Here is a 23,146-nt window from a genome sequence, read left to right as displayed (position 1 = left end):
AAGGCCGCATCGGGGTGGCCGGCCTCGGTGACGTGGCATCGGCCACCCCGGATGAACACGGGATCAGGGGCTGGTGCAGGTGGCGGTGGGCGTGGCCGCGGTGCCGTTGGCGGTGAAGCCGAAGGTGGTGGAGGCGCCCGCGGCGACGGAGCCGTTGTAGGAGGCGTTGCGGACCGTCACGGCGGAGCCGGAGCCGCTCTGCGTGCCGTTCCAGAGGCTGCTGATGCTCTGCCCGCCCGGCCAGGTCCACTTCACGGTCCAGCCGTCGACCGGCGCGCTGCCCGCCCGGACCGTCACCGTCGACTGGAACCCGCCGTCCCAGCTGTTGACCGTCTCGATCGTGGCCGAACACGCTCCCGGAACGGGCGTCGGCGTGGGTGTCGGTGTGGGAGTCGGCGTCGGGTCCTGGCCGCTCTGGAACTGGGTGAAGAACTTCCACACCTCTGCCGGCACCCAGGTCCGTGAGCCGCTGTCGCCGCCGGCCCCGTCCTGTGGCGCGGCGATGTGGCCTTCGTCGAACGCGGCCCAGACGACCGGATGCCCGGCCGAGCACCCGGAGTAGGTGGTGACCCTGTGCGTCAGGCTGCCCTGCGCCGGCTCGGGCGGGTTCTGGGCGGTGCAGCCGTTGTTCCTGACGAACCGGTCACGAAGGGATCGTCCGCCGGAGATGTTGAGCACGCCGTCTCTGATGCCGTGGATCCCCATGTAGGCGATGGGCTGGGTGCCGCCGCTGCACCCGCTGAGCTGGCCGCCGGACTGGACGGCGACCGCGCGGAAGACGTTCGCCCGGGCGCACGCGATCGCGTACGACATGGCGCCCCCGTAGCTGAAACCCGTGGCGAACAGCTGCGTGGTGTCGACGCAGAGAGCTCCCTCGATCTGCCTGACCAGGTCGTCGACGAAGGTCAGGTCTTCGCCGTTGGAATTGCCCCAGCCGTTGTTGAAGCCCTGGGGCGCGACGAAGATCGTGCTGTTGTTCGCCAGGCGCTGCAGGCCGTAGTAGGCCCAGACGTCCCGTTGCACGGTCTGACCGGTGGCGACATCGGTGGCCGTGCCGCCCAGCCAGTGGAGCCCGAAGATCAGCCGGTAGGGGTGGTTCATGTCGTAGTTGTCGGGGATCTTGAGGATGTAGCTGCGGTTCTTGCCGCTGGTCTGGATCGAACGCGTGCCGCTCGCCAGCCCTGGCGCCTGGCCGCATCCCGCGGATGCGGCCAGGGCGCTGACCGTGCGCGTGGTGGTGGTGCCGAGGCTGGCGCTCAACGCCGGGCCACCGGTGGTCACCAGGACGGCAAGTACCACGACCGCTAAGGCGGTCAACAAGGGTCTACGTCTTGACATCGTGGGACTCTCTCTGCCGATCCGATGCCGGCGTACGTCGATGGGAGGGGCAGCCGCATGGAGTGCGTTATCGATAACACACCACGATGTAAGGGTGCGCCTGCCGCAGGTCAAGGCTCGGTGAAAGTTTCTTCGTGGCTCGTCGGCGGCCATCGCCGTCATTTCCTGGTCGGAAAATGGGACGGCACCGATGCGAGTCAGAGCAACGGCAAGAGCCGCAGCATGACTGACTTCCCGCGCCCGTCGTGCTGCCGATTCCCGGCTCCACGTCTCTGGAGCACCTCACCGAGAACCTGCAGGCGGCCAGGCTCACCCTGTCGGACGACGAGGTGGCGCGGCTGACCGCGCTCGCCTGACCGCGCCACCGGCGCCGGCCCCGAGCAGGTCGAAGTGCGGCAAGCCGATCAGACGGCGGTGATGGTCCATTGGAGGTTGGTGCTGGAGTCGGGGCTCCACAGCTTCACGTTGGAGCCGGCGGTGGTGTTGCCGCCGCTGTCCAGCGCGGTGCCGGTGGCGCGGTTGATGATCTGGTAGCGGCCGTTGCCGAGGCTGTTGAGTCTCCATTGCTGGTTGTTGCCGCCGTTCCAGGCGGCTTGCATGCAGTAGGCGCCGTTGGCGGTGTTGCCCCAGCTGTCGGCGGCCATGCCGTTGGTGCGGTTGACGAGCCGGTGATACCCGTTGCCCAGGTCCACCAGCTGCCACTGCAGGTTGGTGCTGCCGTCGTAGTTCCACTGCTTGAGCGCCGAGCCGGAGGCGACGTTCCCGCCGCTGTCCAGCGCGAGGTTGGTGGTGACGTTGGTGATCCGCACCCAGGTGGTCGGGAGCGGGCCCGAGCCGAGGGCGGGGATCTGGCCGTTGAAGGTCAGCTTGACCACGTACGCCGGGGCGCTGAACGGTGCGGTGGACGAGGGCATGGACAGGTGCAGGGCGGCACCGTCCTGGGTGCGGTTGGGCAGGTTGATGTACGAGCCGGCCGCGGAGCCCAGGAGCTGCGCCGAGGCCAGGTTGCCGAGGTTGATCCGGTTCGAGTTCAGGGTCGTGACGTCCAGGGTGCCGCCCGGCCAGCCCAGCACGGTGGCGTACAGCACGGTGCCGTCCTTGCTGCGGGTGAAGCGGATGTCCCGGTTGGTTCCGGGGCGTGGCTCGACGAAGGAGCCGCCGCCCATCTTGGTCGGGCCCTCGCCGTAGCTCGCCCAGGCCCGGGTGGCGTAGATGGATTCGCCGAAACGCCGCAGATAGTCCCCGATGCCCAGCAGGATCGACCGCTGCCCGGACGGGATGGTGCCGTCGGCCATGGGGGCGATGTTCAGCAGCATGTTGCCGTTCTTGCTGACCCGGTCGATCAGTGCGTGCAGCATGGCGTTGAGGGAGTAGTAGCCGATGCCCACGGTGTAGCACCAGCTGGAGCTGGAGATGCTGTCGTCGGTCAGCCAGTAGGGATTCTGGATGTCCGCCGGCCCGCCGCGCTCGTAGTCGAAGACCTCGCCCTTGGTGTTGAACCCGTCCTTGTAGGTGGCGACCACGTCCTTGTTCCAGGCGATGGCCTGGTTGTAGTAGGAGGCGAGGAAGTTCAGGCGCTGGGACTCGGGGATCTGGCTCAGGTTGAAGTCCTGCCAGATGATGTCGGGCTGGTAGCCGTCGATGACCTCCTTGAGCTTGTCGTACCAGAGCTGGTTCTCCGTGGCCCTGTCGAGCTGGCCGTACAGCTTCCTGAGGGTGGTGGTGGACTGCGACGGCGCCCACTGGTAGAAGCCGGTGAAGTTGTACGCGTGGTGGAGGGACACCAGCAACTTCAGGCCCTTGGCCCGGACGGCGTCGGCGTGTAACCGCAGCAGGTCGAGCCTGGGGCCGGTGGCGACCGAGTTCCACTCGTTCACCCGGCTGTTCCACATCGAATAACCGTCGTGGTGCTCGGCCACCGGTCCGGCGAATTTGGCGCCGGCGTCGGCGAACAACTGGGCCCACTCGCTGGGGTCGAAGTTGCCGCCGGCGGACTTCAACTTCGGCGCGAACTGCACCCAGTTGCCTGCCTTGTCCCGGGCGCCGTTGATGAAGTTGTGGTACGGCCACGCCGAGGGATCACCGTAGACGCTTTTATGGTGGTTGTTCTCGTTTGAGCCGTTGTTGTACATGTTGCGCGGGTACCACTCGTTGGCGAAGGCGGGAACGCTGAACACGCCCCAGTGGTAGTAGATGCCGAACTTGGCGTCCTGGAACCACTCCGGAGCCGGTGGGTGCTGGTCGACCGAGGACCAGCTCGGGGTGTAGCTGGTCGGAGCACTGGCCGCTCGTGCGGGCCCGACGCCCAGCAGGCCGCCGGCGGTGGCGAACGCGGCCGTGCTGAGCAGCCTGCGGCGGCTGAACGGGTACGACGACGAGGACATGGGCGGGAGCCTCTCGGGACGGGGAGACGGCACGCGGTGGGCTGTGGCTGGGACGAATGCTGCGTTATCGCTAACACAAGCGTCTAAATGCTTCCTCGGAGCACGTCAAGGATCGGCCGTACTGGCTGCTGATGGAGCCGCGCGAAAGGACCGCGGCCAGGAAGGCTCGAATGGTGCGGAGCGCTGGGACATGACTCCCCGGGCCGGTCGCCGTACACGGGGCCGGCGTTGATGAAACGTTCATCGCCGCTGCCCGCGGCCGGTCACCGCGAACGCGCAGTGCCGAGGGCCGCTCTCCACGAGGCGAGAGGGCGGCGGTCACCAAGAGGGCGGCGAAACTTTCGGGTGGAACCTTGACATGTTTCGTGCCGCTTTCCACACTGAGTCCCCGAGCGGGCTGCCTTCCGCCGAAGTCGGTGGTGGGCGGCGGGAGCGCAGCCCGTGGCGCGGCCCAGGCGGCAGGCCGCGTGCTGAATCGCGCGGATTTTCCGCATCCCCTTTTTTCGCATCCCGTAGTGGAGGCTCAGTCATGGGCGAAAAACCCATACTCGCATCGGGCGCCCGGGCGTTGCTCGCCGGCGCGCTCGGCGTACTCACCGCACTGGCGGTGACCACACCCGCGGCCGCCGCCGCGAGCACATTGGGCGCGGCGGCGGCGCAGAGCGGGCGCTATTTCGGCGCCGCGGTGGCGGCCGGTCATCTCGGCGAGTCGGCGTATGTGACGACCTGGGACAGGGAGTTCAACGGGGTCACCGCCGAGAACGAGATGAAGTGGGGCCCCATCGAACCCTCCCGTGGCTCGTTCAACTGGGGCCCGGCCGACCAGATCGTCAACCACGCCGTGAGCAAGGGCATGAAGATCCGCGGTCACACCCTGGTCTGGCACGCTCAACTGCCCGGATGGGTGAACGGCAACATGTCGGCCGCCGACCTGCGCTCGGCGATGACCAACCACATCAACCAGGTGATGGGCCACTACAAGGGCAAGATCTACGCCTGGGACGTGGTCAACGAGGCCTTCGCCGACGGCGGCGCGGTCGGGTCGCTGCGCAGCTCGGTGTTCACCCAGAAGCTCGGCAACGGCTTCATCGAAGAGGCCTTCCGCGCCGCACGCGCCGCCGACCCCGACGTCAAGCTCTGCTACAACGACTACAACATCGACGACGCCAACGCCGCCAAGACCCGCGGCGTCTACAACATGGTCCGCGACTTCAAGGCCCGCGGCGTCCCCATCGACTGCGTGGGCCTGCAGTCGCACTTCGGGAACCCGCCGTCCAACTACCAGCAGAACATCGCCCAGTTCGCCGCGCTCGGCGTGGACGTGCAGATCACCGAGCTGGACGTCGGCGGCTCGGGCTCGGCCCAGGCCGACGCCTACCGCCGCGTCACCCAGGCCTGCATGGCCGTTTCCCGCTGCACCGGCATCACCGTCTGGGGCGTCACCGACAAATACTCATGGCGCAGCGGCGACACGCCCCTGCTCTTCGACGGCAACTACAACAAGAAGCCCGCCTACGACGCCGTGCTGAACGCCCTCAACGGCGGCTCCACCCCGCCTCCCACGGGCGGCGGCACGATCAGGAGCACGCCTTCCGGCAGGTGCCTGGAGGTGGCCAACGCCTCCCAGGCCAACGGCGCCCAGGCCCAGATCTGGGACTGCAACGGCCAGGGCAACCAGCAGTGGACCTCGACCAGCTCGGGTGAGCTGCGGGTCTACGGCAACAAGTGCCTGGACGTCAACGGCGGCGGCACGGCGGACGGCACCAGCGTGATCATCTGGGACTGCAACGGGCAGACGAACCAGCAATGGCGCATCAACTCCGACGGCACCGTCACCGCGGTCGGCGCGAACAAGTGCCTGGACGTCGTCGGCGCGGGCACGGCCAACGGGACCAAGGTGCAGATCTACTCCTGCTGGGGCGGGGCCAACCAGAAGTGGACCCGTAGCTGACCTCGACGGCCGCGGTGTTATCGGTAACTCCACTCACCATCAGGTAATGATCGCCGCCGGAGCATCCCTCCGGCGGCTCCCTCCGTATCCACGCCGGCACGAAACACCCGAAGGAGGCATGGGAACCGGGGGAGTGGCCGGCCTCGGAACGCCATCAGAAGGCCGTCGCGCAGGCGGGCGCCGTCTGGCCCGGCATCACCGCGCTCAACGACGTCTGCGCGGCGGCTGGACTCCCCGCTCCGGATACCTCGCGGTGCGTTCCCTGCTGGCGGACCGCTCGGTGACCGCCATCCTGTGCGGCAAGCCTCGGCCGCGCGTGCTTCGGTCTGCTGCAGCCGGCGGCCGCGCTGTCCCTCCCGTCCTGGAACGAGCCGGAGCTCATCGTGCGGGAGAGCAGCGGCCCGCCGCCGGCCTGACGCTCATCTGCGAGCCGCCTGCCCGTCTCAAGGGCGGCGCCTGTCACCTCGGGGTGATCGTCAGGCGGTAGGCGCCGTTGGCGTTCTGGTTCGCGACCGGGACGGTGAGGCTCGCGCCGGTGACGGTGTAGGGGTTCGACCACAGCGTGGTCGTGCCATGGCCTTCGTACGACGAAAGGACACAGCGTGGCGCGAAGGCTCAGAGCCATGCCGGCGGCGGCCGTCCTGGCCTTGGTCGCCGCGAGCGCCCTCCTGGCGGCTCCGGCGGAAACCTGATCAATACCGCCCAGCAGTGGGGCGACCAGGCCCGGGCTATCCGCCGGACAACGCCGGACCCGGACCTGACACCTTCGCGCCTCGGAGCCCCCACCGGTCCTGACGTCGGGCCGCGCGGCTCGCGCGTCTCGTTCGCCGGTGGGGGTCGTCGCGTGCGTGCCGGCGCTACTGGGCCTGCTGGTCGTACAGGCCGTCCATCATCCGCAGGAGCGGAGCGGGGTACGAGCCCTCACCCTCGTCGCTGAACTCTCCCCCGTACGACGCTTGCCAGTCGCCGGTCGAGGTGTTCCGGATGGAGGTGTGACTCAGCGTGCCGCCGTCGGCGTTCGAGCCGTAGAGCGCCCAATGGTGGGCAGTGCGCTTGTTGGTCGCCGAGTCGGAGCTGACCGTGTCGTCGTGCTTCGAGGCGAGGAAGGTGTAGTCCGTACCCATCTGGGACTGCGGCTGCTTTCCCAGCCAGCTGATGAAGCCGCTGCCCGGACGCATGTCGCTGCACTGCTCGTGGGTGATGGCGCACGCGGTCACCACCGCGCTGCCGATGCCCAGGTGCGGCGTGGCGAACGTGACCATGTCCTCGATGTACAGGAAGGGGGGCCAGGCTCTGGGCCACACGGTCGCGCCGAGGTCGTTCGGATCGACGGTCAGCCCGCTCAGGTCGGGCGGCGGCTTGCCCACGCCGTACCTGTTGACGCCCTCGATGGCCGCCTTCGCGACCAGGCCGCCCATGGAGTGCGTCACGACGTCGATCGCCACGTCCTTGCTGGAGTACAGGTAGTAGACGGTCCACGCGAACTGGCGGCCGACCTCCTGGATGCGCGTGTCGGTGGTCCCTTGGAGCCTGAGGTCGCAGTTGGTGGCCTTGTTGTAGTAGCCGAAGGTGACGACGTCGCCCCAGCCATTGGCGTTCAGCACATTCTCGGCGCTGTTCCATGCGCCGGAGCAGCTGATGTCGGCTTCGCGGTCGAAGCCGTGGACCATGACGGTGACCCGGTGTCCGTTGCCGCGCATGGGCGCGGCTGAGGCGGCCGGTGCGGTGGCGATCAGGGTGGCCGCGACTATGGCCCCGACCAAGGGCAGGGCAAAACCGGATCTGGCTAATTTGTGCATCCACGGTCTCCGTTTCCGTTGGGCCGGAGGCAGAGTAGCGCGCAGACGATCATTCTGTGAATCACTCGAACATTCGGCATTCCGCCCGGCGCGGGCGAGGCTCAACGTTCGAGCGGTACCCGCTTCCACGCGGCATCGCGCAGCAGGCGCAGGCCGTTGAGGCCGACGATGACGGTGGAGCCCTCGTGCCCGGCCACCCCGAGCGGCAGCGGCAGCTCACCGAACAGATCCCAGGCCACCAGCACGGCGATGAACGCGCCGGCGATGACAAGGTTGGCGACCACCAGGCGGCGGGCCCGGCGGGCCAGGGCGAGGACCGCCGGGACGGTGGTCAGGTCGTCGCGGGTGATGACGGCGTCGGCGGCCTGCAGGGTGAGGTCGGCCCCGGAGCCGCCCATGGCGATGCCGGCGTGCGCACCGGCCAGAGCGGGGGCGTCGTTGACGCCGTCGCCGACCAAGGCCGGCCGGGCGCCCTGCCGCCGCAGTTCGTGGACGGCCTCGACCTTGTCCTGCGGCAGCAGCCCGGCCCGTACGTCGGTGATGCCGGCCTGTGCGGCCACACGGGCCGCGGCGCGGGGGTTGTCACCGGTCAGCAGGACGGGGGCCGCCCCGGTCAGGCGGGTCAGCTGCGCCACTACTTGTGCCGCGCCGGCACGCATGCGGTCGGCCAGACCGAGCACCGCGACGGGACGACCGTCCAGGAGCAGCAGCACGGCGCTGTGCCCGTCCTCCTCGATCTCGGCCACGACCTGGCGGGCCTGCTCGGCATCGCCGGACGTGGCGCCGTCCGCGCTCTGGTCCAGCAGGTGAGCGGGACTGCCGAGCTCGACCAGGCGTCCATCGACGCGGGCGCGCACGCCGCGCCCGGGCAGGGCGGCGAAGCCGGCCGCCGCGGGCAGCGGCAGGCGCTGGTGATGGGCGGCGGCGACGATGGCGCGGCCGAGTGGATGTTCCGAGCCCTGCTCGGCCGCGGCCGCCAGCGCGAGCAGCCGATCGGCCTGCGCCCCGGCCCCGCCCTCTGATCCGCCTCTCGCGATGGCCGCCGTGCCGGGCAGGACACGCAGGCAGGTCAGGTGCGGCCGGCCCTCGGTCAGGGTTCCGGTCTTGTCGAAGGCGACCCGGTCGACGTCGGCCAGCCGTTCCATCACCACCGCGGACTTGACCAGCACGCCGTTGCGGCCGGCGGTGGCGACCGCGGCCAGCAGCGGCGGCATGGTGGCCAGCACCACCGCGCACGGCGAGGCCACGATCATGAACGTCATCGCCCGCAGCAGGCTGTCCTGCACCGAGGTGCCCCACAGCAGGGGGAGCGCGAACAGGGCGAGGGTGGCGGCGACCATGACGATCGAGTAGCGCTGCTCGACCTTCTCGATGAACAGCTGGGTGCGGGCCTTGGTGGCGCCGGCCTGCTCGACCATGGCCACGATCCGGGCGATGACCGTCTCGCCGGCGGGCCGGGTGACCTGGACGCGCAGCGCGCCGGTGCCGTTCATCGTGCCGGCGAACACCTCGTCTCCGCTCTGTTTGTCGGCCGGGAGGCTCTCACCGGTGATGGAGGCCTGGTCGACGTCGCTGACCCCGTCCACCACGCGCCCGTCGGCGCCGATGCGCTCGCCCGGCCGCACCACGATGACGTCGCCCACGCGCAGGTCGGCGGCCGCCACGACCTCCTCCTCGCCGTTGGGGTCGACGCGGGTGGCCTGGTCGGGGGTCAGGTCCAGCAGGCCGCGTACCGAGTCCTCGGTGCGTTTGGTGGCCACCGCCTCCAGCGCGCCGGAAGTGGCGAAGATGACGATCAGCAGCGCGCCGTCGAAGACCTGACCGATCGCCGCCGCGCCGATCGCGGCGGCGACCATGAGCAGATCGACGTCCAGGGTCTTCTCGCGCAGCGCCTTCAGCCCGGCCAGGCCCGGCTCCCAGCCGCCGGCGGCGTAGCAGGCCAGATACAGCGCCCACCACAGCCAGGCGGGCGCGCCGGCGAGCTGGGCCAGGCCGCCGGCGGCGAACAGCGCGGTGGCCGCCAGGGCCCAGCGCACCTCCGGCAGCGAGCCTGCTCCCGAGCGCCACCAGCGCAGTGGTCTGGATGCGGGTGCCGGGCGTACGGCGGCGGCCTCGGGCGTGGTCAGATCGGTAGTCACCGAAGCATCCTATATGCGCAGTCACGCAGATACGCATGCAGTGAGGTTGAGGGTAGGCTTGCCGTATGCACACCTCGCTGCCCGACTTCGACATGCCGAACGAGGAACAGGTGCATCTGGCCGCCGAGTCGTTCCGCCTGTTGTCCGATCCCACCCGCATCAAGATCCTTTGGGCGCTGCTGCAGGGCGAGTCCAATGTCGCCTGCCTGGCCGAGCTCGCCGACGCCGCCCCCACGGCGGTCAGCCAGCACCTGGCCAAGCTCCGGCTGGCCGGACTCGTCAAAGGCCGCCGCGAGGGCACGTTCGTGTACTACAGCGCCGCCGACGAGCACGTTCGGCGCCTGCTGGCCGAAGGGCTGTTCCACGCCGACCACCTCGACCGGGCCGGCCACGCCGAGGCTCGGCCGGACGCGCCGCCGGGTGAACGAGCGGCCGCGCACGCACGCTGAGCCGTCCAGCCGGCCAAGCCCTTGATGGGCGTAGCCGGGACCCGATAAGGCTTCTCCACGTTCCCCAGGCGACGCGCTCGCGTCCGGGGGAACATTGCTTCATGAGCAGGAGGCCGGCCCAGGGTGCCCGTACGTCCTGGCGCGAACGCGTCCACTGGGAGATGGTGGGCGCCCTGGCGGGCATCGGCGGATTGATCGTCGCTCTTGCCGCGCTTCGGACGGGTGGAGAACCCGGATCATCGACCACGCCGGCGCCACCGACGCCGACGGTGACGGTGACCGAATCGGCGACACCGTCTTCCCGCTCCCGTTCCAGGACACCGAAGCCGACGGCCGAGGAGGCCCCGTCGACGGAACCGACGGAGCCGCCCGAGCCGACGGAGCCGACGAGGCCGGCGTGCGTCATGGCGCCGGGTGAGTGCCGGCTGGAGAAGATGCTCGGCTCGGCGGACTTGAGGAACTGCCGGCCTGCCGCTCGTCCTCCGGCCGGTGCGGTGGCCGCTCTCGACTGCACGGCCGTCCGGTCGGGTCCGGTTCACGATCCGATGATCGTGCTGTTCCGCAGCGACACCGACGCCGAGACGTGGGTGGAGTCGTATTGGTGGGCCCTGCACGACGGCCGGGGAGGCAACTGCGCCACCGGGGCCGAGTACAAAGGCACCTGGGTCAGGGGCAAGCTGCTCTGCACCATCAACGGGCCGTACTACGCCATGTCCTGGACGTACACGGGTCGGTCCGTGGCCATGACCGCAGAGGCCTGGACCCCACAGCCGCTGTACGCCTGGTGGCAGGGCCTTTCACCGCTGAGCGACTGAGCCCCGGCGCCCGGTCGCCGCACACGCTGAAGACAGGCCGAGGAGGTCCAGGAACTGCCGCATGGTGGCGATCTGGCGTTCGGCGGGTCAGGCTTCGCGGTGTTCGACCGGCGCGGGGGCCGGGGTGGCGGTCGCCGCGAGTTCGGCGGCCATCGCGGCCACCCCCGACGTCGACCGGACGACGGCCGCGACCCTCGTGCTCAACCGGGTCATCTCCGCCGCCGTCCTGGCCCTCGTCCCCCTGCTCGGCGGCGGCCTGCGCACGGCGTTCCTCGCGCCGGCCGCCGGGACCGCCCTCGGCGACCTGCTCGGTTTCCAGAGCCTGGGCTTCACGCTCGCCACCCTCGGCGTCGGCCTGGCACTCGTCTTCGTCGTGATCGCGAAAGCGACCGGCCCCAGCCCCTGGCATCACCGAAGTGAGCACCGAAGCGGGACCCGGTCCGCGCCTTCAGGGCCGCGTGAAGCCGCCCGTCCCGATCACTCCGCGTTCGCGAGTTCGCTCTCGAAGCGCCTGCGCAGCGCGTCCTTCTCGGGCTCCGGCAACCAGCACGCCTCCACGCCGGCCAGCGCCATCGCCCGCAACCGCTCATCCGGTACGGCGAGCTGCTCGGAGAGGATCCGATACTCGTTCGCCAGCGACGTCGGGAACATCCCCGGGTCGTCGGAGGCGGGGATGACGTTGAGCCCGGCCTCGAGCATCGCCGCGATCGACGCCCGCCGCCACGGCCGCCACGAGCGCCGCGAGGTGGTCGAGATGACGGTGAACGGGATCTGCTCGTCCCGCACCCTGGCGACGACCTCGTCGTCCTCGAGCACGAAGTAGCCGTGGTCGATCCGGTCGCAGCCGAGCACGTCGAGGCAGGTGACCGTGTTGACGGCGACGGGCGCGTGCTCGGAGGAATGAGCGGTACGGCGCAGCCCGGCCTCACCGGCGAGCCGGAAGGCGGCCTCGAACCGCTCCGGCGGCCCGGCGGTCTCCAGGTTGTCCAGCCCGATCCCCGCCACGTAGTCGTGCGGGTTGTCCACGACCGTGCGCACCCAGGAGAGCGCCTCGTCTCCCGACCTGCTCCGGTCGACGGCCGCGATGAGCCGGCCCGACATGCCGAAGTCGCGTTCGGCCATCCTGATGCCCTCGGCGTACGCCTCGATCACCGTGGCGTAGCCGAGCTTCTCCTGATGCTCGGTCAGCGCGTCGAAGGAGACCTCGAGATGCCTGGTCGCGCTGGTCCGGTGGGCGTCCTCGAACGCCTCGTAGGTGATCCGGGTGAGATCGTCGGCGTCGCGCAGGAGCTGCAGGACCCACGAGGACACCTGGAACAGCGAGTAGGAGACCTCGGGCTCGTCCGCGCTCCTGCCCTGCGGGACCGGGATCCGGGTGTCCAGGTAGAGCGCCGGGTCCGGCGGGAGCGAGTTCACGTCCGCGTAGATGCGCTCGGGCGTGTCGGGCAGGTCGAGCCCCTCCCGCCGGGCCAGCTCGGCGAAGGTCGAGGCGCGTACGGTGCCGATGAGATGGCAGTGCAGATCGACCTTGGGCATCAGGTCAAGGTTCACTTGCCGGCCACCTCGCGGGTGAAGCGGTCGACCCAGGTGGCGCGGGTGTCGACGAGCTGGGCTGGGTCGAGGGTCTTGAACCCGGCGGCCACCGGGTCCTTCGCCGCCTCGCCGGTCACCTTGGCGATGTCGGCCGGGATCTCGGCCTTCGGGTTCGTGGGCAGGTCGCCGGCGGCCTTCGCCATGGCGCTCTGCGCCTCGGCCGACAGCATGTAGTCGATGAACTTCGCCGCTCCCTGCGCGTTGCGCGCGCCCTTGGGGATCATCGCCCGGTTGGTGGCCATGTAGCGGCCCTTGGCGGGAGCCGTCCAGGCGATCGGCTCGCCCGAGGTGACGAGCTTGGTGGCGAAGCCGCTCAGCGCGTCGGCGGCGACGATCTCGCCCTGGGTCAGCAGGTTCGTGACCTCGGTCGAGGAGGTGTAGAACTGCAGGACGTTCGGCGCCCAGCCGGCCAGGGTCTTCAGCGAGCCGTCGATGTCGTAGGGGCCCTTGCCGTACGACTCACCCACCCCCGAAATCATGAGTTGTCCGGCGGTCACCGAAATATCGGGAAGCGCGACCTTTCCCTTGTTCGCCGCGTTGGCGAACAGCTCCCAGTCGGCCGCCTGCTTCTGGCTGAGCTTGCCGGTGTTGTAGATGATCCCGTTGAGCTGGTGCGTGTAGGCCGGCCCCTCGTAGGAGCCCTCGGTCGCGAACGGCGCGAGCTGCTTCATGTTGGGCACGTCGACCTTCTGGAAGAGGCCGTCCTTCTGCCCGAGCGCGGCGAAGTAGTCGGAGATCAGCACCACGTCCGCCTCCGGCTCGCCCTTGGCGAGCTTCAGCTTCGACAGCCGGTCGGAGTTGGACCCGGTGTCCAGCTCGACCTTGATCCCCGTCTGCTTGCTGAACGGAGCGACGACCGCCTGCTCGAACTCCTTCACCCCGAAGGGGAAGGTGCTGACGACGATGGTGTTCTGATCGGCCTGCTTCTCGGCGGACCCGGAGCCGGAACATCCGGCTGCGGCGAGCACCGTCAGAGCGGCGGCCAGTACGGCGCGGCGCGTGGGCATGAGGTCGTTCCTTCTTTCAGCGGGGGAGTGGAACCAGATGGTCGTCGGGCGCGATCACCGTCACGGCCGCTCCGGGCGCCAGGCTCGCGCCGCTGCGGACGTCGGCGAGCAGCCTGACCGTCGCGCCCGACGGATCGACCGCGTCGAGCGAGACCAGCAGGTCGACGCCGCGGAAGGCCACGTCGACGACCTTCGCGTCAAGGCTGTGTCCAAGGCCGGGACCCGTCTCGGCGATGCGCAGATGCTCGGGCCTGATGGTCAGCGGCGTGCCGTCGGCCGCGGTGAGGAAGTTCTCGTAGCCGAGGAACTCGGCCACGAAGCGGTCGGCCGGACGGGGGAAGACCTGCTGGGGAGTGCCCTGCTGGACGATCCGGCCCTCGTTCATGATGACCATCTCGTCGGACATCTCCAGCGCCTCGTCCTGGTCGTGGGTGACGAGGATGACGGTCAGCCTGGTCTCCGCCTGGATGCGCCTGATCTCGGCCCGCATCTGGACGCGCAGGCGGGCGTCGAGGTTGGACAGCGGCTCGTCGAGCAGCAGGAGCTTGGGCCTGATCGCGATCGCCCTGGCCAGCGCCACCCGCTGCTGCTGCCCGCCGGAGAGCTTCTTCGGCTTGCGGTCGGCCAGGTGCGCGAGCCCGACGAGGTCGAGCGTCTCCATGACCCGCGCGCGTCTCTCCGCGGCCGGCACCTTGCGCAGCTTGAGCCCGTACCCGACGTTGTCGGCCACCGTCATGTGCGGGAACAGCGCGTACGACTGGAAGACCATCCCGAGATCGCGCTTCTCCGGCGGCGTGCGCGTGCTGTCGACCCCGTCGATGCGGATCGTCCCCGACGTCGGGGCGGAGTAGCCCGCGATCATCCTGAGCGTGGTGGTCTTGCCGCAGCCGCTCGGGCCCAGCAGCGTCGTCAGCCGCCCCGCCGGCACGGCGAGGTCGATGGCGTCGACGGCGGTGAAGGAGCCGAACCTCTGGGTGACTCCGATCAGCTCGGCGGCGGCGGTCATTGGTTGATCCCTCCGAAGATCTTGGCGAATCCGACCGTGCGCTCGGCGATCACCGCGATGACCACGGTGGCGGCCAGGATGAGGGTGGACGCGGCGGCGACCATCGGGTCGTACGACTGCTGCACGTAGTCGAGCATCGTCACCGGCAGCGTCCGGAAGTCGCGTCCCTGCAGCAGCAGCGACAGCGGCACGTTGTTGAACGACGTCACCATGCTGAGCAGCGCGGCGGAGAAGATGCCCGGACGCAGGACGGGCAACGTCACGTTGAGGAACGCGCGCAGCGGCGAGGCGCCGAGACCCCGGGCGGCCTCCTCCAGCGCGGGGTCGGCCAGCGCGAGCGAGGCGCCGGTCACGCGCACCGCGTACGGCAGCATCAGCGCGGTGTGCCCGACCAGCAGGGTGCTGAAGTTGTCCAGGTCCAGGCCGACCATCAGCTGCTGGAACAACGCGAGGCCGACGACCAGCTCGGGGACGATGAGCGGCGACAGGAACAGCCCCTCGACCAGGCCCTTGCCCGGCAGCTTGCCGCGGTGGACGGCGAGCGTGACGGGCACGCCGAGCACCAGCGCGAGCGCGGTGGCGAGCACGGCGAGCTCCAGGCTGGAGAGCGCGGCCTCGATGAACGGCTCGTAGCCGAGCGCCTCGTCGAACCAGCGCAGCGAGATCCCGTCGGGCGGGAACCTCAGGGTGCTTCCGGCGGTGAAGGCGGTGGCGACCACGAAGATGATCGGCACGATCATGATGACGTAGCCGATGACCGCGAGCGCCGCCGTGATCGGCCGCTTCATGAGGTGGCCCCCTTCCGCCCGATCAGCGAGGACAGCCCGGAGACCAGGAAGACCAGGACCGTCATGATGAGCGCCGTCGCCGAGGCGGAGGCCCAGTCGACCGTGGTGCTCGCGTAGTTGAACAGCTGCGTGGACAGCATCCGCTGGCTGGACCCGCCGAGCAGGTACGGCGTGGTGTAGGCGGTGACGGACCCGGCGAAGACCAGGGTGGCGGCCACCACGATGCCGGGCATGGTCAGCGGGATGACGACGTTCCACATCGTGCGGATGCGGCTCGCGCCGAGCCCGCGCGAGGCGTCGTCCAGGCCGGGATCGACCTGGGCGACGGCCGAGTAGCAGGAGATGATCGCCAGCGGCAGGAACAGCTGGGTGAGGCCCAGGACGATCGCCAGCTTGGTGTAGAGCAGCTGCGGCGCCACGTCCACGATGCCGAGCTGGACGAGCAGCCGGCCGAGCGCCCCCTTGGAGCCGAGGATCACCAGCCAGCCGAACGTCCTTACCACGTTGCTCAGCATCAATGGGAAGATCGCCACTGCCAGGAAGACCCCGCTCCAGCGTGACGGCGAGCGGGCGAGCCAGTAGGCGATGGGGAAGCCGAGGACGACGCAGATGATCGTGACAGCCAGGGCCAGCCCGACCGTGCGCCCGATCACCTCCAGGTCGTACGGATCCGTCAGCATCCTGCCCAGGCGCGTGAAGATCTCGCCGGTCGGCACGTCCGGGGGCGCGAAGAGCATCGCCGCCGAGGGGATGAGGAAGCCCGCGACGAGAAGGACGAGACCAGGCACCAGCAGAAGGGCCGATTTGCGGGAGATGTCGGCGTCCTTTCTCCGTGGCGTACGCTTGGCTGGAACCGGTTGCGGAACCGGTTGCATGAGCCTGACCATAGATTATGAGCGGCCTGTCGCACAAACCCCTGTGTGAAATCCGTGTAACGACTCAAGGAGGATCAGTGCCGACACTCGCGGACGTCGCCGCGCTGGCCGGGGTTTCCAAGGCGACGGCCTCCCGCGCCCTGGGCCGGCCGGACCTGGCCGCCCCGGAGACGGTGGCCCGCGTCCGCGCAGCCGCCGAGCAGCTCGGATTCGTCCCCAACCGGGCGGCCACGCAGCTCGCCCGCGGGCGGACCGGGGTGGTCGCCGTCGTGGTGCCCACGCTCGACAACACCTTCTTCACCCCGATCATCGGCGGCGCCCAGGCGCGCGCGGCCGACTCGGGCATGCAGCTGACCATCGCGGTGCACTCCCTGGAGCACGCCGCCCACGTCGCCGCGGTCGAGCAGCTCGCGCACCAGGTCGACGGCTTCCTGCTCACCGCGCCGCGGGGCTCGGACGAGATCGTCCGCGCCGCCGCGTCGTTCAAGCCGACCGTGCTCATCGACCGCGAGATCGAGGGCATGACCTCCGCGGTCGCCGACACGGCCACCGCCTTCGGCACGCTCGTGTCCCGGTTCGTCGAGATGGGCCACGAGCGCATCGTCTACATCGGCGGCCCGGCGGGCTCCTGGCAGGACCGCCAGCGCCAGGCGGCCATCCGCGCCGCGGCCGGGGCGAGCGGCGCGACGCTGACCATGCTCGGCCCCTACCCCTCGACGTTCGCCGCCGGGGTGGAGACGGCGGAGGCCGTGCTGGCCGCCCGCGCCACCGCCGTGGTCCCGTACGCCACCTCGATCGGCCTGGGCCTCATGTTCGCCCTGCTCCACCGCGGGATCCGCGACGTCGTGGTCAGCTCGGAGCGCATGATCGTCGAGAGCCTCGGCCTGGGCGACGTCCCCGCGATCGACGTGGACGGCGAGAAGCTCGGCGAGGTGGCCATGGACCAGCTCATGACCCTCCTCGGCGAGCGCAGGGAGCCGTCACCCGCCAGACGCCGCCTCACCGTCCCGATCAGCTGATCCCGAAAGGGGTGTAACAACGGGAGGGTTGCGGCCACTTCGTGGTGTCAGAAGAACGCATCCCGAACGAAGGGGCTGGGCGGTGTCAGATGATGAGCACCGGTTCACCGGCATGTACGACGAATGCCGGCAACGGGTGTGGGCCTACGTCGTGAGCCGCGCGGGCCGCCAGGTGGCGGACGAGGTGGTGAGCGAGACGTTCGCGATCGCCTGGCGGCGGTTGGAGGACGTGCCCGAGCCGGCGCTGCCGGCTTCGAGCCCGGCACGATGTGGAACTCCACCGCGATGATCAAGGCGGGCTGGAGCGACGACCAGCCCAAATGACACCTCCCGGTCCTACGCCGGGCCTGGTGCTCTCCTCGGGGAAATGGCAGGCGACGCGATGCCCCGCGCCGGTCAGCTCCGGCTCCTCGACGGCGCACCGCTCCCGGGCCTTCCAGCAGCGGGTACGGAAGCGGCAACCCGACGGCGGGTTCGCCGGGCTGGGCACGTCACCGGCGAGCACGATCCGCCTGCGCCCGCCCCGCTGCGACGGGCACGAGATCGGCACGGCCGAGATGAGCGCCTTGGTGTAGGGGTGGGCGGGCCGGGCGAAGATCTCCGCCCGCTCGCCCTCCTCCACGATCCGGCCCAGATACATGATCGCCACTCTGTCGCACAGGTGCCGCACGACCGACAGGTCGTGCGAGATGAACAGGTAGGCCAGGCCCAGCTCCCGCTGGAGCTGGGCGAGCTGGTTGACGACCTGCGCCTGGATCGAGACGTCCAGCGCCGAGACGGGCTCGTCCAGCACCAGCACGCGCGGGTTCAGGGCCAGCGCCCTGGCGATGCCGACGCGCTGGCGCTGGCCGCCGGAGAACTCGTGCGGATAGCGGCCCGCGTGTTCGGGCGACAGGCCCACCAGCTCCAGCAGCTCGCCGACCCGCGCCCGGCCGCCGCGGCGGTAGCGGCCCTGGGTGCGCAGCGGCTCGGCGACGATCTCGTGCACGGTCAGCCGCGGCGACAGCGACGCGTACGGGTCCTGGAAGACGATCTGGATCTCGCCGCGCAGCGGCCTGAGCCGGGCGGGCGACAGGGCGGCCAGGTCGCGCCCGCCGTACAGGATGCGGCCGGAGGTGGGCTCGGCCAGGCGCACGACGAGCCGGCCCGTCGTGGTCTTGCCGCAGCCGGACTCGCCGACCAGCCCGAGGGTGCGGCCGGAGTGCAGCGCCAGGTCCACGCCGTCCACGGCCCGGACCGCGCCGGTCCGCCCGCGCAGGGCACCGGTACGGATCGGGAAGTGCTTGACCAGGCCCTCGACGGCCAGCACGGGTTTGCTCACACCTGCTCCTCGTGGAAATGACAGGCCGACAGGTGACCGGCGGCCACCGCGACCGGCTCGGGACGCTCCGACCGGCAGGCGGCGCGGCCGGCGCCCACCGCGCAGCGCGGCTCGAAGGCGCAGCCGGGCGGCGGCGCCAGCAGGTCGGGCGGGCTGCCCGGGATCGGCACCAGGTCCCGCGTCGCCGGCTCCAGGCGGGGACGGCTGGACAGCAGGCCGCGCGTGTAGGGGTGGCGGGGCGTGGCGAAGACCTGGTGCACGTCGCCGTGCTCGACGACGCGGCCGGCGTACATGACCGCGACCCGGTCGGCCAGCTCGGCGATCACGCCCAGGTCGTGGGTGATGAGCACCGCCGCCGCGCCGGCCTCCCGCCTGGCCGTGTCGATCAGGCGGAGCACCTGGGACTGGACGGTGACGTCCAGCGCGGTCGTCGGTTCGTCGGCGATGAGCAGGTCGGGCTCGTTGGCCAGGGCCATCGCGATCATCGCCCGCTGGCGCATGCCGCCGGAGTACTCGTGGGGGTGGCGGCCGTACCGGCCGGCGGGGTCGGCGACGCCGACGGAGGCCAGCAGGTCCAGCACGCGGGCCCGCACGGCGGCGCGGCCGAGGCGCGGCTGGTGCAGCCTGATGGCCTCGGCGATCTGGGCGCCGACCGGGACGACCGGGTTGAGCGCCGTCATCGGGTCCTGGAAGATCATCGCGATGCGGCGGCCCCGGATCCGGCGCAGCCGGCGCGCGGGCAGGGCCAGCAGGTCCTCGCCGTCGAAGCGGACGCTGCCGCGCACCACCCGCCCCGGCGGCCGGACCAGGCCGAGCACCGACATCGCGGTCACGCTCTTGCCCGAGCCGGACTCGCCGACCACGCCGAGGATCTCGCCCGGCCCCACCTCCAGGCTGACTCCGTCGACGGCGCGCAGCACGCCCTCCCGCGTGGCGAACTCGACCGTGAGGTCGTCGACCGCGAGCAGCGGCGTCATCCGCGGCCTCCCTTCGGGTCCACGGCGTCGCGCAGGCCGTCGCCGACGAAGTTCACGGCCAGGACGGTCAGCGCGATGGCCAGGCCGGGCGGCAGCCACAACCACGGCATGGTCTGGATGAGGGTGAGGTTCTGGGCGTCGGTCAGCATGTTGCCCCAGCTGGCCCGCGGCGGGCGTACGCCGAGGCCGAGGAAGGACAGCACCGCCTCCAGCAGGATCAGCTGCGCCACCAGCAGCGTGCCGGCCACCGCCACCTGCGGCAGGACGGCGGGCAGCACGTGCCGGCCGATCACCGTCAGCCGCCCGGCCCCGAAGGCGCGCGCCGCCTGGACGTACTCGCGCTCGCGCAGCGAGAGCGTCAGCCCGCGCACCACGCGGCAGGCGGTCGGCCAGTTGCAGGCGGCGAAGACGAGCACGAGCATCGCGGCGCCCGGCCCGAGCACGCCCGCCAGCACGACGATGACGACCAGCGGCGGGAAGGAGAGCACCACGTCGGCGGCGCGCATGACGACGGCGTCGACCGTCCCGCCGAACATGCCGGCCAGGGCGCCGAGCAGCGTGCCGAGGACGACCGCCGCCAGCGACGACAGCAGGCCGACCAGCAGCGAGACCCGGCCGGCGTGCAGGAGCCTGGCGAACACGTCGCGCCCGGAGGAGTCGGTGCCGAGCAGGTGCGCGGCGGACGGCGGCTCGCGGAAGGCGGCCAGATCGACCGCGTTCGGGTCGTGCCCGGCCACCAGCGGCGCGGCCAGCGCCAGCACGCCGACGGTGGTGAGGAACACGGCGCCGGCCAGCGCCATGCGGTTGCGCCGGAAGCGCCGGGCGGCGAGCGAGCGGGGCGAGGCGGGGGCGGCGGTCGCGGTCATGACAGGCTGATCCGCGGGTCGGCCACCGCGTAGAGCAGGTCGGCGGCGAGGTTGCAGACCAGGACGAGCACCGCCACGAACATCGCGAACCCCATCACCACCGGGTGGTCGAGCTGGGCTGTCGAGCTGACGGCGAGCTGCCCCATGCCCGGCCAGGCGAAGACCTGCTCCACGGCGACCGCCCCGGCCAGCAGCTGCGGGATGGAGATCATCACGACGGTGATGAGCGGGACCAGGGCGTTGCGCAGCGCGTGCCGCACGAGCACCCGGGCCGGACCGGCGCCCTTGGCCTCGGCCGTGCGCACGTAGTCGGCGCCGAGCTCCGCCAGCAGCCCGGCGCGCACGTACCGGGTGAACGGCCCGGCGATGGACAGCCCGAGGACGGCCGCGGGCAGCACCAGGTGGGCCAGGACGTCGGCGGCGCCGCCGTCGCCCGGCGTGGACATGCCGGAGGACGGCACCCAGCCGAGCCGCAGCGAGAACAGGTAGATCGCGGCGATGCCCAGGAAGAAGCCGGGCACCGAGATCGTGCCGAGGCCGGCGACGGTGGTGGCGTAGTCGATCGCGGTGTTGCGCCGGATCGCGGCCAGCGTGCCCGCCGCCACCGCCAGTACCAGGCCGATCGCCAGGGCGGTGCCCATGAGCAGCACGGTGGGCCCCATCCGCTCGCCGAGCACCTCGGCCACCGGGCGGCGGCTGACGAAGGAGTGGCCGAGATCGCCGCCCAGCACGTCGCGCAGCCAGATGCCGTACGTGACCAGGACCGGCCGGTCCAGGCCGAGTTCGGCGCGTTTGGCGGCGACGAACGCCGGGCCGCCCGAGGCCAGCCGCTCGGGGTCGACCATCATCCGGACCGGGTCGCCGGGCGCGGCGCGGATCAGGAGGAACACGCCGGCGCTGATGAGCAGGAAGACGGCGGCACTGGTCAGGAGCCGGCGCATGAGGTAGGCGAGCATCAGCCGGCCAGGGTCCACTCGTCGGCGTTCCAGAAGCCGGTGGCGAAGTCGCCGCTGGGCTTGAAGCCGCGCAGCCGCGAGCCGGTGGCCCACAGGGTGTCAGGGTTGTACAACCACAGGTACGGGACCTGGGCGTTGTCCTTGCCCGCGGCCTCCTGGTAGAGCTTGGCACGCTGGCCGCGGTCGGTGCCGGCGTCGGCCCGGGCGGTGAGGGTGTCCAACGACTCGTCGCAGAAGTTACTGATATTTCCCCCGCTGGGGTAGAAAGCGGTGCAATTGATGATCGTGACGCTGCTGGAGGGGTCCACGGCGTAGCTGCCGCCGCCGAAGAGCGCCAGGTCGAACGTGCGCTTCTCATAGGATTCGAGCAGCTCGGCCGCCTGCACCTGCTTGAGCTCGACGGTCATGCCCGCCGCGCTCAGCGCGCCCTGCACCACCGTGGCCGTCACGTCGCGGTCGCGCTGGCCGGGGATCCACGACAGCGTCACCTTCTCGCCGGCCTTCCAGCCCGCCTGCGCCAGCAGCGACCTGGCCCTGGCCGGGTCGTAGGCGTACGCCTCCAGCGTGCCGGGCAGCGCCCAGGAAGTGACGAACGAGGAGTTCTGCACCCGGCCCCTGCCGGCCAGGAGCTTGGCGACCAGCGCCTCGCGGTCGATGGCGTGGAGCATCGCCCGCCGTACCCGGGGATCGGCGAAGCGCCTGTCGCTCTGGTCGACCGCGATCCTGATGAAGCCCGGGCTCGGCTTCGCCGAGACGGTGACGCCCTTGAGCGACTCCACCGCCCGCAGGTCGGTGGGGGAGATCTGCACGAGGTCCATCTCGCCGGTGCCGAGCTGCGCCGCCGCCACGTCCGAGCTGATGGGCTTGAGGAAGATCCTGGAGATCGCGATGGGTTTGCGGTAGTGCGGGTTGACGGCCAGCTCCACGTACTGGTCGGTCTTGTAGGTCACGAAGGTGTACGGGCCCATGCCGACCGTCGGGTGGTTGAAGAAGACGCTGCCCGCGATCCTGTCCACCGGCTCCATGCCGAGCACGTGCTCGGGCAGGATGAAGGCGAACGGCCCGGCGATCAGGCTGAGGAAGCCGACGTTGGGCCTGGCCGGCCTGATCACGAACGTGGTGTCGTCCGGGGCCTCGAAGGCGGCCCCGGCCAGCTTGCCCGCCATCGCGCTGCCGCTCTTGGCGTCGGCCAGCAATCTGTAGGTGAACAGCACGTCTTTGCTGGTGAACGGCATGCCGTCGCTCCACTTCAGGCCCCGGCGCAGGTGGAAGGTGATCCGGTCCGCGCGCACCTCCCAGCGCTCGGCCAGGCGCGGCGCGTAGGAGTAGGAATCGTCGAGCGTCAGCAGGTTGTCGAAGATCAACGTCATGACCTGCTGGTCGGGGCCGGTGGGCGGATCCAGCGGGGAGAAGCGCTTCGGCTTCTGGTACAGGTGGATGCTGATCGTGTTGTGCGAGGAGTCCCGGGCGAGGGAGCCGGCCGGGCCGGAGCAGCCGGCGGCGAGCACGAGGACGAGGACGGCCAGCGCGCCTGACAGGCGGTTCATGGGGCCTCCCTGGGCGTGAGGGGATTGGCGAGCGCGCCGAGGCCGGTGATCGGGACCTCGCCGCCCGGCGGAGGCGCCTCCTGGAGGGATCATGCACAATGGGTTACCTTGTAAATACTTACAGTAATGTAGGGTTGGCGCAAGCGGGTCAGGTGCGTGCGACGTCCCACCGTTCTGACAGGGTGGGCTCTGGCCGCGCGATACTGCTCTCCGGCGTCTCCATAGGAGGTCGCGCGTCGCTCGCGCCAGGCCCGTTCCGTCCCGCTCTCAGCCCCTCGGATCCGTTTGCGTCGGGGCGGCGCGGTGACGCACGGTGG

General features: G+C 70.6%; 21 protein-coding genes. 6 read left to right on the top strand and 15 right to left on the bottom strand.

Translation table 11 applies throughout. From position 1 onward, the window contains the following. Positions 1-63: 63 nt before the first annotated feature. Entirely contained in the window at positions 64-1,299 is a 1,236-nt protein-coding gene (locus H4W80_RS63460) for a CE1 family esterase (protein ID WP_318786758.1), read from the bottom strand. A gap of 284 nt (positions 1,300-1,583) precedes the next feature. Here H4W80_RS63460 and H4W80_RS08055 point away from each other — a divergent pair, with 284 nt between their 5' ends. Next, positions 1,584-1,694: an aldo/keto reductase gene (locus tag H4W80_RS08055; protein WP_192784490.1), complete on the top strand. Its 111-nt coding sequence runs from the start codon at positions 1,584-1,586 to the stop codon at positions 1,692-1,694. A 48-nt stretch (positions 1,695-1,742) separates the two neighbouring features. Here the strand turns inward: H4W80_RS08055 and H4W80_RS08050 are convergent, their stop codons facing one another. Next, the gene (locus H4W80_RS08050; RefSeq protein ID WP_192784489.1) at positions 1,743-3,722 is read right to left on the bottom strand and encodes an alpha-L-fucosidase; all 1,980 of its coding nucleotides are present in this window, start codon (positions 3,720-3,722) and stop codon (positions 1,743-1,745) included. Positions 3,723-4,251: 529 nt separating this feature from the next. Between H4W80_RS08050 and H4W80_RS08045 the strand changes: the two genes are divergently transcribed. After that, a complete protein-coding gene (locus H4W80_RS08045; RefSeq protein ID WP_192784488.1) occupies positions 4,252-5,673 on the top strand; it encodes a glycoside hydrolase family 10 protein in 1,422 nt (473 codons plus the stop codon). Positions 5,674-6,530: 857 nt separating this feature from the next. On the opposite strand, the gene H4W80_RS08040 is transcribed toward H4W80_RS08045, so the two are convergent. After that, the gene (locus tag H4W80_RS08040) at positions 6,531-7,472 is read right to left on the bottom strand and encodes an esterase/lipase family protein (RefSeq protein WP_192784487.1); all 942 of its coding nucleotides are present in this window, start codon (positions 7,470-7,472) and stop codon (positions 6,531-6,533) included. A 101-nt stretch (positions 7,473-7,573) separates the two neighbouring features. Next, on the bottom strand, positions 7,574-9,610 hold the full coding sequence (locus H4W80_RS08035; protein ID WP_318786757.1) for a heavy metal translocating P-type ATPase: 2,037 nt from the start codon (positions 9,608-9,610) through the stop codon (positions 7,574-7,576). A 65-nt stretch (positions 9,611-9,675) separates the two neighbouring features. Here H4W80_RS08035 and H4W80_RS08030 point away from each other — a divergent pair, with 65 nt between their 5' ends. Continuing rightward, positions 9,676-10,059: an ArsR/SmtB family transcription factor gene (locus H4W80_RS08030; protein WP_192784486.1), complete on the top strand. Its 384-nt coding sequence runs from the start codon at positions 9,676-9,678 to the stop codon at positions 10,057-10,059. 101 nt (positions 10,060-10,160) lie between these two features. After that, on the top strand, positions 10,161-10,874 hold the full coding sequence (locus tag H4W80_RS08025) for a hypothetical protein (RefSeq protein ID WP_192784485.1): 714 nt from the start codon (positions 10,161-10,163) through the stop codon (positions 10,872-10,874). An 87-nt stretch (positions 10,875-10,961) separates the two neighbouring features. Here H4W80_RS08025 and H4W80_RS08020 read toward each other — a convergent pair whose 3' ends face one another. From H4W80_RS08020 to H4W80_RS07995, 6 genes are all read right to left on the bottom strand, one after another. After that, positions 10,962-11,207: a hypothetical protein gene (locus tag H4W80_RS08020; protein ID WP_192784484.1), complete on the bottom strand. Its 246-nt coding sequence runs from the start codon at positions 11,205-11,207 to the stop codon at positions 10,962-10,964. A 144-nt stretch (positions 11,208-11,351) separates the two neighbouring features. Beyond that, positions 11,352-12,425, bottom strand: coding sequence for an adenosine deaminase family protein (locus H4W80_RS08015; protein ID WP_318786756.1), 1,074 nt, complete (start codon positions 12,423-12,425; stop codon positions 11,352-11,354). Continuing rightward, positions 12,422-13,474, bottom strand: coding sequence for an ABC transporter substrate-binding protein (locus H4W80_RS08010; RefSeq protein ID WP_192784483.1), 1,053 nt, complete (start codon positions 13,472-13,474; stop codon positions 12,422-12,424). The genes H4W80_RS08015 and H4W80_RS08010 overlap by 4 nt, the downstream gene beginning before the upstream one ends. Positions 13,475-13,490: 16 nt before the next feature. Continuing rightward, complete coding sequence (locus H4W80_RS08005) at positions 13,491-14,480, bottom strand: ABC transporter ATP-binding protein (protein WP_192784482.1); 990 nt, start codon at positions 14,478-14,480, stop codon at positions 13,491-13,493. After that, positions 14,477-15,268: an ABC transporter permease gene (locus tag H4W80_RS08000; protein WP_192784481.1), complete on the bottom strand. Its 792-nt coding sequence runs from the start codon at positions 15,266-15,268 to the stop codon at positions 14,477-14,479. The genes H4W80_RS08005 and H4W80_RS08000 overlap by 4 nt, the downstream gene beginning before the upstream one ends. After that, positions 15,265-16,056, bottom strand: a complete 792-nt coding sequence (locus H4W80_RS07995; RefSeq protein WP_318786755.1) for an ABC transporter permease — start codon at positions 16,054-16,056, stop codon at positions 15,265-15,267. The genes H4W80_RS08000 and H4W80_RS07995 overlap by 4 nt, the downstream gene beginning before the upstream one ends. Positions 16,057-16,220: 164 nt before the next feature. On the opposite strand from H4W80_RS07995, the gene H4W80_RS07990 reads away from it, so the two are divergent. Next, positions 16,221-17,162: a LacI family DNA-binding transcriptional regulator gene (locus tag H4W80_RS07990; RefSeq protein ID WP_192784479.1), complete on the top strand. Its 942-nt coding sequence runs from the start codon at positions 16,221-16,223 to the stop codon at positions 17,160-17,162. Between the two features lie 82 nt (positions 17,163-17,244). Further along, positions 17,245-17,451 carry an RNA polymerase sigma factor gene (locus H4W80_RS07985; protein WP_225963318.1) on the top strand — a complete coding sequence of 69 codons (207 nt, stop codon included), beginning with the start codon at positions 17,245-17,247 and terminating at the stop codon, positions 17,449-17,451. On the opposite strand, the gene H4W80_RS07980 is transcribed toward H4W80_RS07985, so the two are convergent. Genes H4W80_RS07980 through H4W80_RS07960 form a run of 5 tightly spaced genes read right to left on the bottom strand, consistent with a single transcriptional unit; the run spans position 17,452 to position 22,829 of the window. Next, positions 17,452-18,483: an ABC transporter ATP-binding protein gene (locus H4W80_RS07980; protein WP_318786754.1), complete on the bottom strand. Its 1,032-nt coding sequence runs from the start codon at positions 18,481-18,483 to the stop codon at positions 17,452-17,454. It lies immediately after the preceding gene. Continuing rightward, positions 18,480-19,460 (bottom strand): ABC transporter ATP-binding protein, encoded by a 981-nt coding sequence (locus H4W80_RS07975; RefSeq protein ID WP_192784478.1) that lies wholly within the window; start codon positions 19,458-19,460, stop codon positions 18,480-18,482. Before H4W80_RS07975 ends, H4W80_RS07980 begins: the two co-directional genes overlap by 4 nt. Then, positions 19,457-20,326, bottom strand: coding sequence for an oligopeptide ABC transporter permease (gene opp4C, locus H4W80_RS07970; protein ID WP_192784477.1), 870 nt, complete (start codon positions 20,324-20,326; stop codon positions 19,457-19,459). The genes H4W80_RS07975 and opp4C overlap by 4 nt, the downstream gene beginning before the upstream one ends. Continuing rightward, on the bottom strand, positions 20,323-21,282 hold the full coding sequence (locus H4W80_RS07965) for an ABC transporter permease (protein ID WP_192784476.1): 960 nt from the start codon (positions 21,280-21,282) through the stop codon (positions 20,323-20,325). The genes opp4C and H4W80_RS07965 overlap by 4 nt, the downstream gene beginning before the upstream one ends. Further along, positions 21,282-22,829 (bottom strand): ABC transporter substrate-binding protein, encoded by a 1,548-nt coding sequence (locus H4W80_RS07960; protein WP_192784475.1) that lies wholly within the window; start codon positions 22,827-22,829, stop codon positions 21,282-21,284. The genes H4W80_RS07965 and H4W80_RS07960 overlap by 1 nt, the downstream gene beginning before the upstream one ends. Positions 22,830-23,146 lie beyond the last annotated feature (317 nt).

This window comes from Nonomuraea angiospora (assembly GCF_014873145.1).
Lineage (GTDB): Bacteria > Actinomycetota > Actinomycetes > Streptosporangiales > Streptosporangiaceae > Nonomuraea > Nonomuraea angiospora.
The sequence above is the reverse complement of the archived record's forward strand: the minus strand, read 5'-3'. Positions and strand labels throughout refer to the sequence as shown.

Coding starts and splice junctions, on each gene's coding strand:
- H4W80_RS08050 (WP_192784489.1), bottom strand. CDS start 3,722: ATGTCCTCGTCGTCGTACCCGTTCAGCCGCCGCAGGCTGCTCAGCACG.
- H4W80_RS08045 (WP_192784488.1), top strand. CDS start 4,252: ATGGGCGAAAAACCCATACTCGCATCGGGCGCCCGGGCGTTGCTCGCC.
- H4W80_RS08040 (WP_192784487.1), bottom strand. CDS start 7,472: ATGCACAAATTAGCCAGATCCGGTTTTGCCCTGCCCTTGGTCGGGGCC.
- H4W80_RS08030 (WP_192784486.1), top strand. CDS start 9,676: ATGCACACCTCGCTGCCCGACTTCGACATGCCGAACGAGGAACAGGTG.
- H4W80_RS08025 (WP_192784485.1), top strand. CDS start 10,161: ATGAGCAGGAGGCCGGCCCAGGGTGCCCGTACGTCCTGGCGCGAACGC.
- H4W80_RS08010 (WP_192784483.1), bottom strand. CDS start 13,474: ATGCCCACGCGCCGCGCCGTACTGGCCGCCGCTCTGACGGTGCTCGCC.
- H4W80_RS08005 (WP_192784482.1), bottom strand. CDS start 14,480: ATGACCGCCGCCGCCGAGCTGATCGGAGTCACCCAGAGGTTCGGCTCC.
- H4W80_RS08000 (WP_192784481.1), bottom strand. CDS start 15,268: ATGAAGCGGCCGATCACGGCGGCGCTCGCGGTCATCGGCTACGTCATC.
- H4W80_RS07975 (WP_192784478.1), bottom strand. CDS start 19,460: ATGACGCCGCTGCTCGCGGTCGACGACCTCACGGTCGAGTTCGCCACG.
- opp4C (WP_192784477.1), bottom strand. CDS start 20,326: ATGACCGCGACCGCCGCCCCCGCCTCGCCCCGCTCGCTCGCCGCCCGG.
- H4W80_RS07965 (WP_192784476.1), bottom strand. CDS start 21,282: ATGCTCGCCTACCTCATGCGCCGGCTCCTGACCAGTGCCGCCGTCTTC.
- H4W80_RS07960 (WP_192784475.1), bottom strand. CDS start 22,829: ATGAACCGCCTGTCAGGCGCGCTGGCCGTCCTCGTCCTCGTGCTCGCC.